Raw genomic sequence first — 17002 nt, 5'->3', positions numbered from 1 at the left:
AGCTTGAACTTATATACGTATGTGCATAATAATCCACTTATATATAGAGATTCGACTGAACATGCGATAGATAATATCCAATTGAATACGTATCTTCAAATAGCTAGGGCCGAAGGTGTAAATTCACAAGTATACTGGGAAATTAGATCTATCTTGGGGAGTGAGGTATCTGGATTGCCAGGAAATATAGCCAACAACAACAAAAGTTTTAAATACCTATTTAGTTTGGCTACTGGAACATACTATGAAAAGAAAGCAAACACTTTAGGCAATGCACAATGGGCTGAAGGAAACTTACAAAAGATGTTTGAATTGGCGGAAGCTCTTGAAAATGTATCTTTTGCAATGTTAAGTACTGTTGGAGGACCTATAAAAGGGGTAAGGAGTGTGATTAATAGAACTCCAAGTCTCGTTAAGGCAGCTGAAAAGATGGGCAAAGATCCCAAAGTACAAAAAGAGGCAAATGATCTAATTGCAAAATTTTTAGCTGGTAATAAAAATCCAGGTCTACGAACCGGAACAAAAAATTTATTTAAAAATATTAGTTATTTACGAGGGGAAGAAGGGGCAAGAGTTTTCTTTAGAATGGAAAAGGGTGAAATGGTAATTCTAGCTAAGGCAAATAAGCATAATGAACAGGCAGTAATTGATGTACTGACAAAACTCTATAAATAATTTAGGAGACCAATATGGAAATAAAGAGCATAATTTATCCAGTTCCGTTAAGCGAGGTTAAAGATATTTTTAATGATAATATTGACGTTTTTGTAAAGTTGGAAGATGGAATTAGTTATAGTGTGGTAGTAACAACGCCAATAAATATTATGGAATATATGGAAAATAATTACCTGGGATACATTCCTGCATCTCATCCAAAAATAATCGTTAAAAGTTTGACGGAAGAAAATATTTATGAAGCAATCAAAAGTTACTCGGAAGAAAATGCCTTCTGGTTAAAGTTGTTATATATAACTGGAGGTGGAGAAACTTCGCTCGATATTGAATACATCAATAAGGTAATCGCAGAAATTGAAAAATCGAATGAAGAGATACTTCAAGCGTTTAACGAGGAAGGATAAAGAACTCATTTAGTATTTTGAAATCCAAGTAAATTCAACAGCCTTGATTGGCCATGTGAACTATGACCCTTAATGTGGACAGGATAAAGAAAGCACTACGCTGCCAGAAGATGATTCCTATATGCGTTAGGAGTCATCTTCTTTAATGTCCATTGATATCGCTCGGTATTGTAAAAGTGAATATACTCATTAATTCGATTCCGAAGTTCGTCAATACTTGTACAATCTTTGTACTCTAATTCGTCTTTCATATGACCGAAAAATGATTCCATTGGTGCGTTATCATAACAATTTCCTCTTCGGGACATGGATTGTCTAAATCCAGTTTCACTTACACGTTTTTGGAACTCAGGATGTGTATAATGCATGCCCTGATCCGAGTGAAGAATGGCTTCAGGATGAATATTTCCATCCAGTCGTTCCAGTAGCTTGTCTAGCGTTCGATTCACAAGAGACAGTTCCAGCGAAGTCGACAAATGATGTGCTAAGATCTCATTCGTAGAACCGTCTTTCACGCAAGAGAGATATCCCCATTGCTGCCCATGGTTGTACTTGAGATATGTTATATCTGTGAGCAGTATTTTTTCCGGCTCTGCCTGATCAAAATGACGCTTTAGCAAATTAGCGCACGTTTTATGTTCTTGAGTAGCTTGAGCTATTTTCCGATAAGGGTTAGCTCGACGTACTTTTGCTATGAGATTATATTTACGCATGAGTCGACGGATTTTTTTATGGTTCATCACCACGTTATCCACGTTCTCGAGATTCATTTTAATTACGAGCGCACCGGCTTTTCCGTTTAAACGATCAAAGTGGGTCTTAATGAGCAACAGATCACGCTCATCGGCCTCCTCTTTTTGTTGACGGGTATCTTCGGCTGAAAGCCACCGATAATAACCGCTAACACTTACCTTAGCAAGTGAGCAGAGATGGCGAGTCAAACCTTTTATACTAAATTGACGAACGGTTCGATTAACCAGCTCGAAGCGCAATGATGTGCTTAATGTTTGTCTTGCTTCGCCTGCCTTTCTAGTGCCTTCAGCTTTTTTAGAAACTCATTTTCTATCTCCAGAAGCTTGATCTTGGCCTCAGCTCGTCTTAATTTCTCCTCGACTGAAAGCTCTTTACTGGAGGGTCTTCCAGAGCTTCCTTTGCCTCGCCGTTCCTCAAGAAGACCTGCTTCGCCATGAGCGGAGTAAATAGATCTCCAACGCTTCAAACTCTCCTTTGGTTTACGTGAGCTAAACATATCTAAATCAAAGCCAGCCTCAAGGAATATCTCCTTTGGCGTTTTTCCAGCTTTATAGGCTTTAACTGCAGCAAGCTTAAAGGCTGGAGTGAAGGATATATTCATCTCTGATACACGCAATACGTTTGGATTTTCCTCAAGTTTTTTGATTTGTAACTCGCTATACCGCATGCTCATACTCCGTTCTTAATAAATAAATTCAATTATAAACGTAAAGAACCCGAGAGAGGCACTTTTTTTAAGTGTCCATCTCTCAGGTCATAGTTCAATGTGCCTGTCAAGGTTTCTTTTTGATGTAGGCTCTCATGTGTGTAGAGTTACATCAGCGGGATAACCGTAACACTTTGCAAAGCGATCAACTACCGAACTTCACTGGAGCCAGCTACGCATCGCAAGCCGCAGCCGCCTGACCCAAGTGACAACGGAAGACGGCAAAGCCATCAGCTATCGATACAACGGCGACAACCTGATGATAGAGCGCACCGAAGGTGGCGTAACGACCCGATACTACTATGACTACAGAGCGAAGATCGTAGCTGAAGGAAAAGTAGAAGGAAACGGCAGCATCACAGTAGCGTATGTCCATGATTCGACCGGCAAGCTGAGAAGATAACGCGTCAGGGAAGTTATGCTTCAAGGTAAAAATTAGCACGATAGTATTACCATACAGTAAAGAAAAGAAAGGGAATCGCAAAATGAATGAATGCATAAAAAGAGTAACTTATCTTTTTCTTATCAGCATGATCTACTTTACAATTTCATTGGATAGTTATGTGATGGCTAGCATGTCTCGTGAATTAAACGATTTTAGCTACGTCATAGAGTCGTTTGAAAGAGGAGACCTGAACCAAACAAATTACATAGCGGGAGCCGGCAAGATAACAAGCGACCCGCAGCAAATCATCACGGGAAAATACTCTGTGTACGTAGAATCTTCCCCGAAGGAAGAGTGGAAAGATGCGATTTATAGTAATTCGAATAAAATACATTTTGAAAAGAACACAACCTACGCGGTAACGTTTTCTTATAAGAACGTAGCAGAAGCAGTGGCAGATAATAATGGTTACTTTTATTTCACGGCCAGGGGAGTAGGCTCGGATTATAGAAGCGATAAAGGGTGGACAGAATGGACAGGACAAGCAGGCAAGACAGGCACAAAGACGATCACCTTTAAAACAGGAGATGAAGGAAACTATTTTCTAATATGGGGGATCCATAACGGAGGGGCGTTATCCCTGGATGATATAAGTGTTCAGAAGTTAAGTGAGTCGTTCGAAAGAGGAGACTTGAACCAAACAAATTACGTAGCAGGATCTGGCAAGATAACAAGCGATCCACAGCAAATTATCACGGGAAAGCATTCTGTGTATGTGGAATCCTCTCCCAAAGAAGAGTGGAAAGATGCGATTTATACGAACGCGAATAAAGTACATTTTGAAAAAAATACAACCTATGCAGTGACGTTTTCTTATAAGAGCATCGTAGAGCCTAAGCAAGGAAATAATGGTTACTTTTATTTTACGGCCAGGGGAGTAGGTTCGGATTCTAACAGCGATAAAGGGTGGACAGAATGGACAGGACAAGCAGGCAAGACGGGTTCAAAGACGATCACCTTTAAAACAGGCGAAGAAGAAAACTATTTTCTAATATGGGGAATCCATAACGGAGGGGCGTTATCCCTAGATGATATAAGTATTCAGAAGTTAAGTGAGTCATTCGAAAGTGGAGACTTGAACCAAACAAATTACATAGCGGGATCAGGTAGGATAACAAGTGACCCGCAGCATATCATCACGGGAAAGCATTCTGTGTACGTGGAATCCTCTCCAAAAGAAGAGTGGAAAGATGCAATTTATACTAACGCGAATAAAGTATATTTTGAAAAAAATACAACCTATGCGGTGACGTTTTCTTATAAAAGCATTGTAAAGCCTGTACAAGGGGAAAATGGTTACTTTTATTTTACGGCCAGGGGAGTAGGTTCGGATTACAGAAGCGATAAAGGGTGGACGGAATGGACAGGACAAGCAGACAAGACGGGCACAAAGACGATCACCTTTAAAACAGGCGAAGAAGAAAACTATTTTCTAATATGGGGAATCCATAACGGAGGGGCGTTATCCCTAGATGATATAATAATAAAAAAAGATGAGTATCAGTATGATGCAAATGGACGATTAAGCCGAGTCTATTTGCCGGGTAATGTTGAAATTAAATATTTTTATGATGCCAATGGAAATTTGATGCGGCGTGAGAGTGATTTTAGGAAGGATGCGTAATTATGAAAAAGACGGAAAAGGTAATAGTTCCCTTTTTGATTGTGATCATATTAACCATGGTCCAGTCCGGACTCGTATATGCAGAAAATATAGATTTTACATATGATGAATCAAACCGATTGACGCAAACCGATAAGATTCAGTTTATATATGATAACAACGGTAATTTAGTAGAAAAGATGAAAAAATATCGTGATAATGAGACCTATGTTGCATCTAGTGATTTCTCATCGAATCAAGGAAGGAATTATTGGTACTATCAAGAATGGGATGGAAAAGAATATAAAAGTTTAGGATGGGACGATTCATTAAAACAGTGGAAGGGAAGTCAGTATTGGCTAAGGGTGGCTCGGGAGTTCCAACATCCGGATGGTAATGATTCGGTTCGAAAATGGGTAGCCCCGAAACGTGGAGAAATAAAAATAACGGGGAAGGTAGCAAAAATGGAGGGCCAAGTATTCGGGGATGGAGTTCAAGTGAAAGTAATGAAAAAAGAAGTCCAAATGTGGCCCTCTTCCGGTTGGCACGAGATAGCATTCAATGATACTCAGGGCATAGATGTTAATATAACGACAGAGGTAGAAAAAGGGGATTCTATCTATTTCATAGTCAATCAAAAACAAACAATTGATTATGACGGAACATATTGGGATCCTAAAATCACATATATTACGTCTTCTGCAATTAAAGAGTTTTCTCCAATACAAGGGGACGGTAACTGGTATTATCAAGAATGGAATGGGAAAGAGTACAAAGACCTGACTTGGAATGCTGATCTAAAGCAATGGCAAGGTAGTACATTCTGGCTCAGAATAGCTAGAGAGTTTCAGCATCCTGACGGTAATGATTCGGTACGAAAATGGGTAGCCCCTAAGAATGGGAAAATTTATATTACCGGAAAAGTCGCAAAATTAGAAGGGCAAATATATGGGGATGGTGTACGTGTAAAGATAAAGAAAAATCGTACTCAGATATGGCCATTATCGGAATCGGAATGGGAAAATATATCATATAATGATACAAAAGGCGTGAATATTTCTTTAATGACGGAGGTAGAGAAAGGGGATTCTATTTATTTTATAGTAAATCAGAATCAAACGATCGATTATGATACTACCTATTGGAATCCAACGATCATGTATATCCCTTCTGTTTATAATGGCTCAAAGGAATTCTCGACGATCCAAGGCAAAGATAATTGGTACTATCAAGAATGGGATGGGAAAGAGTATAAGAACTTAACGTGGAATGATGAGCTTAAACAGTGGCAGGGGAGTTCTTATTGGTTAAGAATTGCTCAAGATTTCATGCATCCAGATGGAAACGATGTTGTACGGACATGGATTTCTCCGAGAAAGGGGAATCTTCAAATTACGGGGAACGTAGCAAAATTAAAAGGGCAAGTTCTTGGTGATGGGGTTCGCGTAAAAATTATGAAAAATAAAAATCAAATTTGGCCTGGTACCGGGATGCATACAATTTCAAGTGATGATATCAAAGGGAGCGTTATAAATACCTTAGTAGAAGTGGAAAAAGGAGATTCTATTTATTTTATTGTTAATCAATATCAGACAATGAATTATGATGGGACTTCATGGAATATTGCGTTGTCCTTATTCCCATAAATTGATTTAACATCTGCAGTCTATGCTTTCATAAGGTAGCAGTATCACATCCTAGTGAGTATGAGTATTGTTTGAATACAGAGAAGGCTGATCTCTTAGAAAGAGGATTCTCCTTCTCTGTGTTCTTGTCTCGAAGAGAATTGTTAATTCTTTGGTAATGTTCCTTTTGCATAATTTAGGTTCATATCATCTATAATTACTGAAGCGGTACCCTTGGCATTTGATCCAATGATGTTAACTTGAACGGCAGCTCTAACGGCTCCCAGGGGAACGACTCCGTTCGTAGACAGAACGAAGAACTCGCCTTTCGTATCATCATTAATACTGCCGCTAGCGGGCCACCCCACGACTTTACCATTGGCATCGTAAAACCCAAGAGTTAGATTCACTTTAGCATTAGAAATCTTTTCGACTTTAATATGGCTATGAAGAACGTAATTTTTACCTTGCTCGACAGCTACCGTCTGCATGAGGCTCATGCTTTTGCCGTTTAAAGAGGAGGCATCCATCCTTTGAGCACGGTTGCCAGCCATTGCTTTGTTCTCCTCAATCCTATAGGTTCCGATAACTCCGTCTTCCGCAAAATTCCACCAGCCATCTGCCAATCCAGTTGAACCTGTGTAGCTCTCAAATCCGCTATTGGCCAAGAGATTAGGTTCAGTTGAATAAGTCAAATGCATGCCATCGACAACGACCGAAGCTGAGCCTGTACCATTTGAGCCAATGATGTTGACTTGAACAGCAGCTCTGACGGCTCCCTGAGGAACGACTCCGTTCGTAGACAGAACGAAGTACTCACCTTTCGTATCATCGTTAATACTACCACTAGCGGGCCACCCAACGACTTTACCATTGGCATCGTAAAACCCAAGAGTTAGATTCACTTTAGCATTAGAAATCTTTTCGACTTTAATATGGCTATGGAGAACGTAATTTTTGCCTTGCTCGACAGCTACTGTCTGCATGAGGCTCATGCTTTTGCCGTTTAAAGAGGCGGCATCCATCCTTTGAGCACGCTTGCCAGCCATTACGTTGATCTCCTCAATCCCGTAGGTTCCGACAACTCCGTCTTCCGCAAAATTCCACCAGCCATCTGCCAAACCAGTTGAACCTGTGTAGCTCTCAAATCCGCTATTGGCCAAGAGATTAGGTTCGGTTGAATATGTAAAATGCATGCCGTCGACAACGACCGAAGCTGAGCCTGTGCCATTCGAGCCAATGATGTTGACTTGAACGGCAGCTCTAACGGCTCCCTGAGGAACGACACCGTTCGTAGATAGAACGAAGAACTCGCCTTTCGTATCATGGGTAATACTGCCGCTAGCGGGCCACCCAACGACTTTACCATTGGCATCGTAAAACCCAAGAGTTAGATTCACTTTAGCATTGGAAATCTTTTCGACTTTAATATGGCTATGGAGAACGTAATTTTTGCCTTGCTCGACAGCTACCGTCTGCATGAGGCTCATGCTTTTGCCGTTTAAAGAGGCGGCATCCATCCTTTGAGCACGCATGCCAGCCATTACTTTGTTCTCCTCAATCCCGTAGGTTCCGATAACACCGTCTTGCTCATAGTTTCCCCAACTATCCGCTAGTCCCAAGCTACCTGAGTAATATTCAAAATCTCCATTTTCCAACAAATTAACTTCTGTTTGTTTTATTTTTCTTAACAAATTTCCGTTGCCGTCGTAATGATACTCATACTGGTGATCTCCATGTTTAACCAGTTTTACTTTCCCCGTTGGATCATATTTGTATTTTACTTCTCCAGCCAATGCTAGTTGATGGCTACAGAAAACGAACATAAGTAAAAGTGATAGAAAAGCACTTCCATATTTTAAAGTATGTTTCATGTGCGACTCCTTTTAGTTGAATTAGTTGGTATTATTCTATGAATAGCTCCATTGTAGATAAAATCTAAAGCATTAAACAGAAAAGATTTGTATTAATTTCTATTGTGTTACAACCTGCAATCCATCGTCCCAATATTGTAAATACAAAATCTCATTAATTTAGCGTTATTGTCTAGGACAAAAATGCTGAATTACACTGGTAAGATACAATTGACAGCTCATTTTCCGCGGTCTAAAATGATAATATGAAACTAAATTTGTATCAAAAGTTTCAAAATAGGGAGGGATTTGCATGGTTTGGATTCAGAAAAAAGACTTCGTTGTCGCTACATTTCTGTCTGCTATCCTGTTTTTGCTCTTCTGCTATCTAAGTTCAGGGTACGAGCTGATCGTCACATTTGCCCTTGGGATCGTATTTGCATACTCGATTTTTATTACGTTATACAAGAGGAAGATTATAGCCATTGAACCCTTGCAAATACTGCCGCTCTACTTCGGCGTATTGGCTTGGCAGTTCATCCATTTTTCCGAAGAATTCTCTACCGGATTTTCAACCCGCTTTCCTCTTATTTATGGTGGAGAACCCTATACCGCGCAATTTTTCGTTGTGTTGAACATGATCTCCTATTCCTGCTTCGCTCTTGCCGCTATCTTTGCCTTTGTCCGGCGTAAGCCCGTTCTTCTTATTCCCGTTTTGTTCTTTACAGCTTATGGAGCGCTCGGCAATGCCATCGCACACACCACTTGGAGCCTTTATTTCGGCGAATATTTTCCGGGCTTGTACACCGCTCAGTTGTATTGGTTACTTGCACCACTCCTGCTGCGAAGATTGACGGGGAGCTGGAAGGTGACCCTGCTCCTTATCATTCCTTATGTCGTCCTGCTTCCGATTGCGTTAATTGCTGCCCTTGTTTAGAATGAAATTAATTCATATCATTTGATCATTATTATTTCAGAAGAGGAACCTGACATGAGCAAAAAGACGGAAGCGAGACTGTTAACGCATGCTTCATCCCAGTTCTTTCGGCACGGGTACTCCAATTTATCCGTTGACGATCTCGTTCAGGGGATTGGCATGAGCAAGGCTACGCTGTACCGCTACTTCGATTCGAAATACGATTTGCTGGAAATCGTGATCGAGAAGCTATTTCAAGAAATTGAGGCAGACATTCATGAGCTGCTTGCGAGCAAGCAGGAGCCTGAAGTGAAGCTGCGTACCTTTATGACCTTGATGGTAGAGCGATTGAACGGTATTGAGCGATCCGCGATCGAGGATATAAAGCACAGCGTGCCCGTTTTATATGAGAAATTTCAGAATTTGCGCAAGCACGTCATCATTAATCATTTGGTGAAGGTATTAGAGGACGGTGCTGAGCAAGGCTATTTTCGAAAGAATATCGATCAAGGGGTTGTGGCACATATCATCTTTGCAGCAATCGAATCGCTGACCGATATGGATTACCTGGCTGAGAGCCGCTACCGTTTTTCCGAAGTTTTCGATATGGTGCTGACCATTGTGATGTACGGAAATGTAGCAGATACGGCAGAACGCAAATAATCTTTCTGTACCGATAACTACTTGCTTCAACGCTGTGGTTGTGTTAGGATGAGGATAACTTTGACAGAACGGAGGGTTCACAGTGGTAAATAAGGCAGCTAACTTCCGCTTCGGAAGAATCCGATTGAACGCATGTGTCACTAACTGAATAGTGCTCATTAGCTCTGCTTGTGTGCAGAGTAATCGGGATTGGTCTGCCTTGTTGCAACGGAACCTAATATGATGGTTAGCGACAGAAGAGGGAGGGATCGTGCCTACCCTCTTTTGTTGTGCCCATTGTACGTGTCTGCCGCTATTGAAGGAGAGAATTATGTCTCTTTGAGCATTGTCGTCGCATGTATTTGCTTGTGCCTGATCGTGTTATCTGGTTCGGGGCAATTGGGGTGCATGTGTCTGATAATGCGAATACAGCTGTGCCCACCAGTGTATGCTGGCAGCAGCGTTAACTGCGAACAGCGGTAATAGCTTCAGACTGTACAGTTGGCCATTGGATTGTTCCAATTAGATGGATTCGCCTCTATCAAGGTGGGAGTTCGATCTAATTAGCCGCAAGGATCCTATGTGTAATAGGATACAGAAGGTTGCGATCCAGAATTAATACGATTACTCCAAGCGCAGGCGGGATGCCTGTGTTTTTTTGTGCATCAAGTTGTATGAGAACCAGGCATGATAGGAACAAAATAAACAGAAACATGGAGGAATAACTTTATGGAACAACTAACAATCGAAGCGCAAAAGGCCGTACTGGTCGGCGTGAATATGAATCATCAGCCAGACTTTGCATATTCGATAGAGGAACTGGCGAACTTGGCGAGCGCATGTGATGTGGAAGTAGTCGGGACAGTGACGCAGAATCTGAGCCGCATCAATACGTCACATTATATTGGCACAGGCAAGCTGCAGGAGATCACGATTATGCTGAATCAGCATGAAGCCAATCTTGTTATTTTCAATGATGAGCTGTCGCCGTCACAGCTTCGCAATCTGGAAGCCGATCTGGACTGCAAGGTCGTGGATCGGACGCTGCTCATTCTGGACATCTTCGGACAGCGCGCGAAGACTCGTGAGGCGCAGCTTCAGGTCGAGGTGGCAGAGCTGCAGTATATGCTACCGCGTCTTGTTGGCTTGCGTGAATCACTTGGCCGCCAGAGCGGCGGTATCGGCACGAAGAACAAGGGCGTGGGTGAAACAAAGCTCGAGCTGGATCGCCGTCGGATTGAAGAGAAAATTACAGCCATGAGCAGGGAGCTGGAAACGCTCGTAGCGCATCGCCAAATTCAACGCAAGAAGCGGAAGAAGACAGAGATCCCTATCGTATCGCTTGTGGGCTACACGAATGCGGGCAAATCCACAGTCATGAATGCACTGGTAGAGAAGTTTACGGGATCGAAGGACAAATTCGTATTTGAAAAGGATATGCTGTTCGCAACGTTGGAAACGTCTGTGCGCAACATTGAGCTGGAGGATAAGAAGGAATTCCTCCTGACCGACACGGTTGGCTTCGTCAGCAGACTGCCGCATCATCTTGTGAAGGCATTCCGCTCTACGCTGGAGGAAGTGAGAGAAGCCGACCTGCTCGTGCATGTTGTTGACTTCTCCAATCCGGAGTATGAGCAGCACATTCACATTACGAATGAGACGCTGAAGGCAATTGGGATCGAGGATATTCCGATGATTTATGCTTTCAACAAGATCGACATGAAGGATGGAGAAATCCCGGAATCGCAGGACAATTCCTTGTATATTTCGGCCAAGGGCAAGCAGGGGCTAGATGAGCTTGTCACGGCGATTCGCGGCAAGGTGTTCCGCAATTACGTGAAGTGTGAAATGCTCATTCCCTATCACGAAGGACAGCATGTCTCTTACTTGAACGAGCATGCGCATGTACTTGCTACTGAATATGAGGAGCAGGGTACGAAGCTTGTTCTGGAATGCAAGCAGAGCGATTATCAGAAGTTCGCTCAATATGTCCAGCAGTCTTAACAAGTTCATATAAGCACACAGTGAGCCGTCTCGCAGACATCTGTCTGGAGGCGGCTCTTCTTGTTGCATTGCTTCTTATGGCACTTTTGCTGCGTCTGCTGTTTTACCGTCGTTGGTTGCTAATGGATAATTGTTATCCCATTAAAATATTGGAAAGAGAGCACAAATTGTCAAGAAGTCAGGGAACGGATTCAGTATGATTAGCACAAGCTGAGAATTGATTTCATGAGGATTGGAAGGAGCTGGAGCTCGTGAAAAGATACGAATTTAACTTGGGGCGGCGACGCTTCTTCGGTTTGCTGATCATCTTGACGGTGCTTTCATCTGCATATGCTCCGGTAGTGATGGCGGAGGGGCCTGTACATGGAGAAGCGGAGAAAGCGGAGATACATACTTCCCTATCGATAAAAGGGACTGCGGTGGAGACGGTGCATAAACAGCAAAAAGAGACGGCAAGAACTTATCAAGCCGCACTATCTGAATGGAAGCGCTGGGCAGCAGATCATGCCTATGCTTGGAACCAAATACAACCGGAACAATGGTCTCCGAACGGTGGAGCGATTGAGCAAGACAACATGAGTGATCTGGATATGTTAATTCCACTGCTGGCTGACAAGCGCATCGTATACTTGGGCGAAAATTCGCATGGAGTTGCTGAGTTCAGTTTGGCCAAAACCCGCATGATTCAATATTTGCATCAGACGCTTGGGTACAATGTCGTTGCCTTTGAGAGTGGATTAGGCGATGCTGCGATTGCTCAAGGACAAGTGAACAAGAATGCGACACAGCAGACAATGAAGCGATCTATATTTGGCGTATGGTGGACGGAAGAGACGAAGCCGCTGTTCGACTATATGAAGGCAACACACGCAAGCGATGCTCCACTGCGGCTTGCAGGCTTCGATATTCAGGTGCAGTCTTCGTTATTCCAGGATGCAGATTGGATATCGGACAAGTCGCTGAAGAATAGAGCGCTACAAGCGGAGCAAGACGTTCAGAAATGGAGAAAGAGTACGGACCTGAACGGGTATCGCAATGCGAAGTCGGTGTTAATGAAGGTGTACGAAGAACTGCTGCAAGCTGTACCGAACAATGCAGACGCCTTGAAGCGGGAGTATCCCAATGAGCCGCATATCGTCAAGCTGATGCAGCGCGCACTTCAGGATCGCATTCGGGTCATTCAGGAGTTCAATGAACTAAGCATCGAATCTAATCGATTAGCGGAACATGGCGATTATAGCGGAATACAGGCCATCATGGAATGGCGGGATCGGGCCATGGCCAGCAATCTAGCATGGTTGGCTACAGATATATATCCAGAAGAAAAAATCATCGTATGGGGACATAACGGTCATATCAGCAAGGCCCAGTCTCTTATCTCTTCGATGCCGAAGAGTATGGGGGAGCTTATGCCTGAAGCGCTGCGGCGGGAAAGCTACGTCATCGCTCTCTTCATGGGTGAAGGTCAAGCAGCAGAGAATACGAGGGAGCCTATCCAATTGATCCCGATTATTCCTGGATCGATGGAGGATATTCTCGCAGCTGCTGGACAGCCCTATGTGTTCATGGATTTGCGATATCGGGAAAATGAGCGCGGGAATTCGTGGATGTTCGAGCGAGCGATTGCGTCATATCAGGTGATGATGCCAATGCCACTAGAGCTGCGACGACATTTCGATGGCGTGCTGATGATCAAGCAAGTGAAGATGCCTACCTATTTTCCAAGTACAGTTCAACCCTAGAACGGTTATGTAATCAAACGAAAACGCCCATTGATTGGGCGTTTTGTCATCGTGCTGCATTGTCACAATACGGAAGTGTCATGCTGTATCTGTATCTGTCATAATACCGCTTCAATTTGTTTTTTGTGATGATTGTCGTGATCGTTGAATTCATGAATGACATACAGCAAAGAGTAAGGGATGCCTGTATATGGGCAGGTTGCTGCGCCGTTCGCGGTAACCTGCTGGGCAGTCAGGTCAGGATCAGCTAATAGGGCTTCAACGAGTTGATGACGAGATTGCTTGAATTCGTCGAGAAGTTGTTCTTGGGAAACCCCTGAATTGGCATAATCATAAGCAATTTTATTAAACGGGTCAAAATCAGGAAAGACCATTCCTTCTCCATTCCGGATCGCAGGGATGACGGTAAAGAGCAAGTGTTTGTCCCAATTTATAAGATGCGAAATAATCTCTGCAACGGTTGCTTTTCCTTCTGCGATCGGTTGTGACCAGATACGCTCGTCAATTTGATACAAGGTATCTGTCCAATCTGTAAAATGCTTATATCGTAGAAGCGTCTGTTCGTCTAACGTGATCATAATCGAAACCTCCAGTTATCGATTTAATAGGCCGAACCTTAACGGATCGCAATATAGATATCAACCTGTGCATCCACTGGATTGGTGCAACGCTCATCATAACGCTCGAAATCTCCAGTAAAGGTGCGCTCTTCGCCAGAGGTAAGCGACCATTTCCAGATAGACTGCCATGCACGGGCAACAACCTCAGTAACAGGGCCGCGTTCTGTCGTGAATACGGCATATTTGGCTGCCGGTACTTCAACAGCTTCCAATCCGCTAGGAACCTCTGCATCCCGATCGATTGCAGCTCCGATCAGCGTCGTGTACTCGCCCATAGCCCCATTCTCATAGTCACTGTAGCAGCCGTATATTGTTCCAGGATCTGTAGAATTCGGAATTTGTGCAGCAATCTGCTCTGACCAGAACTGTCCCCACAGTGGACCCAGCTTGCCATTGCCGCTCATTTCATTAGCATTCGTCGTACGCGCAGCAATACCGGCGAGCTTCATCGCATCCAGTTCTACGATTCGGATCGGCTGGTAAGAAGCTGCTTCATCCCCGTTCGCGATGCTCCAGCGCTTCAAGTTCGGCAGGAATTGCTGCATCATATTACGGGCAGCGGCTTCTTCCATTCCGTCCTGTACCATAAATGGTACGCAGATGTCGATCATCTCTTCGAGGGTGAGATCGGGATTCGTGAACGCCCCGTCTTTATAGCAATGAAAACAATACTCTTGTACAAGCTTATTGTTCTTATCTGTTCCGAACTGGTTCTCTTGTGCTAACGGCATTCCACAGCTTTGGCATATCAATTGACTCATAATTGATCACTCCTGTATCGTTGATAGCCTCATTATAAAGAGGAGAACCTGACAACTCTCTGTCAGGTTCCCAGTTTACTTTTTATATTTTTCAACAATACGAGAAGCAATCTGTTCAATCTGGTTACGAATGTGGAGCGGTTCAAGCACTTCGACATGCTGTCCAAAGCTTAAAATAAAGCCATACAGCCAATTATCTACGGGAAATGGAACAGATGTGACAAGCGCCCCTGCTTCATCCTCTTGCAGATCCTCTACGCCAAACCATTCTTCTGCCAAATGGCGTACCTCTGGATCGAAGCGCAGGACGATTCTCTCGGTTCGTTCCGGCGCATGCCATTCCTGCTCCCATGGGAGATCGTGAATCGAGACCTCTTGGCGGACGAAAAACTTGTCTTCAACCAGCAAATCCTTCATTCGGAACAGCTTGAACAAGCGAAATTGGGCACGCAGCGTACAGTACGCATACAGGTACCAACGCTTGTGCTTCAGCACCAGCGTATAGGGTTCTACCGTTCGGCAGGATACCTTCCCGCCTGCATTGCAATACGTGAAGGTAACCGCCTGCTGCTGCTCAATCGCATCCTTCAGCACCATCAGCTTCTGCTCCTGAACACCGTTGCTGCCCCAATTGGAGAAGTCGACGATGAATTGCTGCGTCTTCAATTGGAACTGTGCCGAATCGGCAGGTGGTACGATACTGCTCAGCTTCTCCACCAGCAGCTCATTGTCGCTGCTTGGATGGGTGGAGGAGATGCTCTGCAGCGCGGTAACAATGGCGACCAGTTCATCGTTGGTCAACAAGTTCCGATCGAGGCGATAGCCTTCTGCTAGGCCGATGCCTCCTCCTGCTCCCTGATAGGTGACGACTGGAATGCCGGCCTGATTGATTGTATCGATGTCTCGATAGATCGTCCTCACCGATACCTCGAAGCGGTCAGCCAAATCCTTGGCCTGTACCATCTTGCGGTTGATGAGGAGAATGACAATAGATAGTAAGCGGTCGATCTTCATGTTGCGCTGCTTGGCTTGAACTGAATGTCGTATTCCATAACTTTTGCAGTTGTTCGGGCGACTTCTACTCCAAGAAGCTGCTGGACAAGGGAGAACGCCATATGGATGCCAGCGGAAATCCCGCCGGATGACACGATGGAGCCATCTGCAACATACTTCACGTCTCGCACGACTTCAACCGCTGGATATTGATCCGCTAACCAATCATAACTGGCCCAGTGCGTCGTAGCTCGCTTGCCATCCAGAAGACCTGCCTCTGCAAGCAGCAGCGCTCCTGTGCATACCGAGGTCATAAAATCGACAGCCTGCATTCGATCCTGAATCCATTTGATCATATGGGGATTATGGAGTTCCCGTTTTCTTGCTCCCAGCCCTCCGGGGACGATGACAATATCAAAATGCGGCGCATTGGAGAAGCTGAAGTCAGGAATGACCTTCAGTCCGTTGCGTGCGGTAATCATAGTGCCATGCTCCGATACCGTGCGTACTTGAAATGGCTTCAACGCAGTCGTATCAGGATTTTGATCGGGATAGGTTGTAACTGACAGCACCTCGAAAGGGCCTGCGAAGTCCAGCACCTCAACATCATCAAATAACACAATTCCTACATTCCAATGCTGCTTCATTTGGGTTCATCTCCTTCTTCTATAGAAGAACATGCCCGCACCGGGACAACCCAGTGGGGCATGATTGCGATTCGTACAGCAAGCGAATCCTGAAGCGGTTTATGCCTGAACGAGCTGCAGCTTCCATTCGCGCAAATCCAGCTTGCGTACGCCTTCTTGCACATAGGGATCATTTTCAGCCAATTGCTTAGCTTCTTCCACATTGTCAGCAATATAAATGACCATACCCCCAGAGCCATCTCCGAACGGCCCCTTGGCGAATACCTTTCCCTCTTTGCCGAGCTGTTCCAAGTACTCCAAGTGATGTGGACGATACGTCAAGTTTTTACTCTCATCCTGCATTTCCAAGATTGCTGCAAAATAAGCCATGTTGGATACTCCTCTCCTATTCCCTTAGTCGTTCTTGAATTCATTATATCAAATGGACAAGCATGCGGAAGGGGTTCTATATTTCGACGAAAAAATCATTCAACTGACGTCAAGGAATACAAATCGACAGCATTAGATGAAAAAGGCGGTTGCAGTGCGGAAAAGGGCGATTACTTTTCTTGTGAGAGCAGTTGAAATCTATGTTCTCTATGATATAAATTATAGTAATAGTACCTGTATTCTA

Annotated in this window: 16 protein-coding genes; 9 read left to right on the top strand and 7 right to left on the bottom strand. The window is 43.9% G+C overall.

The features are described 5' to 3' along the window. The first annotated feature begins 3 nt into the window (after nucleotides 1–3). A complete protein-coding gene (locus BLS15_RS29250) occupies nucleotides 4–675 on the top strand; it encodes an RHS repeat-associated core domain-containing protein (protein WP_139170622.1) in 672 nt (223 codons plus the stop codon). A 14-nt stretch (nucleotides 676–689) separates the two neighbouring features. Beyond that, nucleotides 690–1079: a hypothetical protein gene (locus tag BLS15_RS01450; protein ID WP_028531777.1), complete on the top strand. Its 390-nt coding sequence runs from the start codon at nucleotides 690–692 to the stop codon at nucleotides 1077–1079. Nucleotides 1080–1174: 95 nt separating this feature from the next. Here BLS15_RS01450 and BLS15_RS01445 read toward each other — a convergent pair. After that, nucleotides 1175–2505, bottom strand: a protein-coding gene (locus tag BLS15_RS01445; protein WP_090509549.1) for an IS3 family transposase whose coding sequence is annotated in 2 segments (ribosomal slippage) — nucleotides 1175–2115 and nucleotides 2115–2505 — 1332 coding nt in all. Because the reading frame shifts where the segments join, the coding sequence is not laid out codon by codon here. Nucleotides 2506–2743: 238 nt separating this feature from the next. Here BLS15_RS01445 and BLS15_RS01440 point away from each other — a divergent pair. From BLS15_RS01440 to BLS15_RS01430, 3 genes are all read left to right on the top strand, one after another. After that, entirely contained in the window at nucleotides 2744–2941 is a 198-nt protein-coding gene (locus BLS15_RS01440; RefSeq protein ID WP_028531778.1) for a hypothetical protein, read from the top strand. 82 nt (nucleotides 2942–3023) lie between these two features. After that, the gene (locus BLS15_RS01435) at nucleotides 3024–4607 is read left to right on the top strand and encodes an RHS repeat domain-containing protein (RefSeq protein ID WP_090509546.1); all 1584 of its coding nucleotides are present in this window, start codon (nucleotides 3024–3026) and stop codon (nucleotides 4605–4607) included. A gap of 2 nt (nucleotides 4608–4609) precedes the next feature. Continuing rightward, nucleotides 4610–6232 (top strand): hypothetical protein, encoded by a 1623-nt coding sequence (locus BLS15_RS01430; RefSeq protein WP_090509542.1) that lies wholly within the window; start codon nucleotides 4610–4612, stop codon nucleotides 6230–6232. Nucleotides 6233–6375: 143 nt separating this feature from the next. Here BLS15_RS01430 and BLS15_RS01425 read toward each other — a convergent pair whose 3' ends face one another. Further along, nucleotides 6376–8085, bottom strand: a complete 1710-nt coding sequence (locus BLS15_RS01425; RefSeq protein ID WP_090509539.1) for a hypothetical protein — start codon at nucleotides 8083–8085, stop codon at nucleotides 6376–6378. Between the two features lie 292 nt (nucleotides 8086–8377). On the opposite strand from BLS15_RS01425, the gene BLS15_RS01420 reads away from it, so the two are divergent. The 4 genes from BLS15_RS01420 (at nucleotide 8378) to BLS15_RS01405 (ending at nucleotide 13368) form a co-directional block, all read left to right on the top strand. Next, entirely contained in the window at nucleotides 8378–9001 is a 624-nt protein-coding gene (locus BLS15_RS01420; RefSeq protein WP_036592846.1) for a hypothetical protein, read from the top strand. Nucleotides 9002–9055: 54 nt separating this feature from the next. After that, nucleotides 9056–9643, top strand: coding sequence for a TetR/AcrR family transcriptional regulator (locus BLS15_RS01415; RefSeq protein ID WP_090509534.1), 588 nt, complete (start codon nucleotides 9056–9058; stop codon nucleotides 9641–9643). Nucleotides 9644–10351: 708 nt separating this feature from the next. Further along, the gene (gene hflX, locus BLS15_RS01410; RefSeq protein WP_090509531.1) at nucleotides 10352–11626 is read left to right on the top strand and encodes a GTPase HflX; all 1275 of its coding nucleotides are present in this window, start codon (nucleotides 10352–10354) and stop codon (nucleotides 11624–11626) included. A gap of 251 nt (nucleotides 11627–11877) precedes the next feature. Beyond that, the gene (locus BLS15_RS01405; RefSeq protein WP_090509528.1) at nucleotides 11878–13368 is read left to right on the top strand and encodes an erythromycin esterase family protein; all 1491 of its coding nucleotides are present in this window, start codon (nucleotides 11878–11880) and stop codon (nucleotides 13366–13368) included. 98 nt (nucleotides 13369–13466) lie between these two features. Here the strand turns inward: BLS15_RS01405 and BLS15_RS01400 are convergent, their stop codons facing one another. The 5 genes from BLS15_RS01400 to BLS15_RS01380 form a co-directional block, all read right to left on the bottom strand. Beyond that, nucleotides 13467–13946, bottom strand: a complete 480-nt coding sequence (locus BLS15_RS01400; protein WP_090509524.1) for a DinB family protein — start codon at nucleotides 13944–13946, stop codon at nucleotides 13467–13469. A 38-nt stretch (nucleotides 13947–13984) separates the two neighbouring features. Beyond that, complete coding sequence (locus BLS15_RS01395) at nucleotides 13985–14749, bottom strand: effector binding domain-containing protein (RefSeq protein ID WP_090509520.1); 765 nt, start codon at nucleotides 14747–14749, stop codon at nucleotides 13985–13987. A 75-nt stretch (nucleotides 14750–14824) separates the two neighbouring features. Further along, complete coding sequence (locus tag BLS15_RS01390) at nucleotides 14825–15763, bottom strand: helix-turn-helix transcriptional regulator (protein ID WP_090509515.1); 939 nt, start codon at nucleotides 15761–15763, stop codon at nucleotides 14825–14827. Continuing rightward, nucleotides 15760–16389, bottom strand: a complete 630-nt coding sequence (locus BLS15_RS01385; protein WP_090509511.1) for a DJ-1/PfpI family protein — start codon at nucleotides 16387–16389, stop codon at nucleotides 15760–15762. Before BLS15_RS01385 ends, BLS15_RS01390 begins: the two co-directional genes overlap by 4 nt. A gap of 99 nt (nucleotides 16390–16488) precedes the next feature. Then, on the bottom strand, nucleotides 16489–16758 hold the full coding sequence (locus BLS15_RS01380) for a YciI family protein (RefSeq protein WP_021257568.1): 270 nt from the start codon (nucleotides 16756–16758) through the stop codon (nucleotides 16489–16491). Between the last annotated feature and the right edge of the window lie 244 nt (nucleotides 16759–17002).

The sequence above is a fragment of the Paenibacillus sp. cl6col genome, assembly GCF_900102125.1.
In the GTDB taxonomy this organism is placed as follows: domain Bacteria; phylum Bacillota; class Bacilli; order Paenibacillales; family Paenibacillaceae; genus Paenibacillus_B; species Paenibacillus_B suaedae.
The sequence above is the reverse complement of the archived record's forward strand: the minus strand, read 5'-3'. Positions and strand labels throughout refer to the sequence as shown.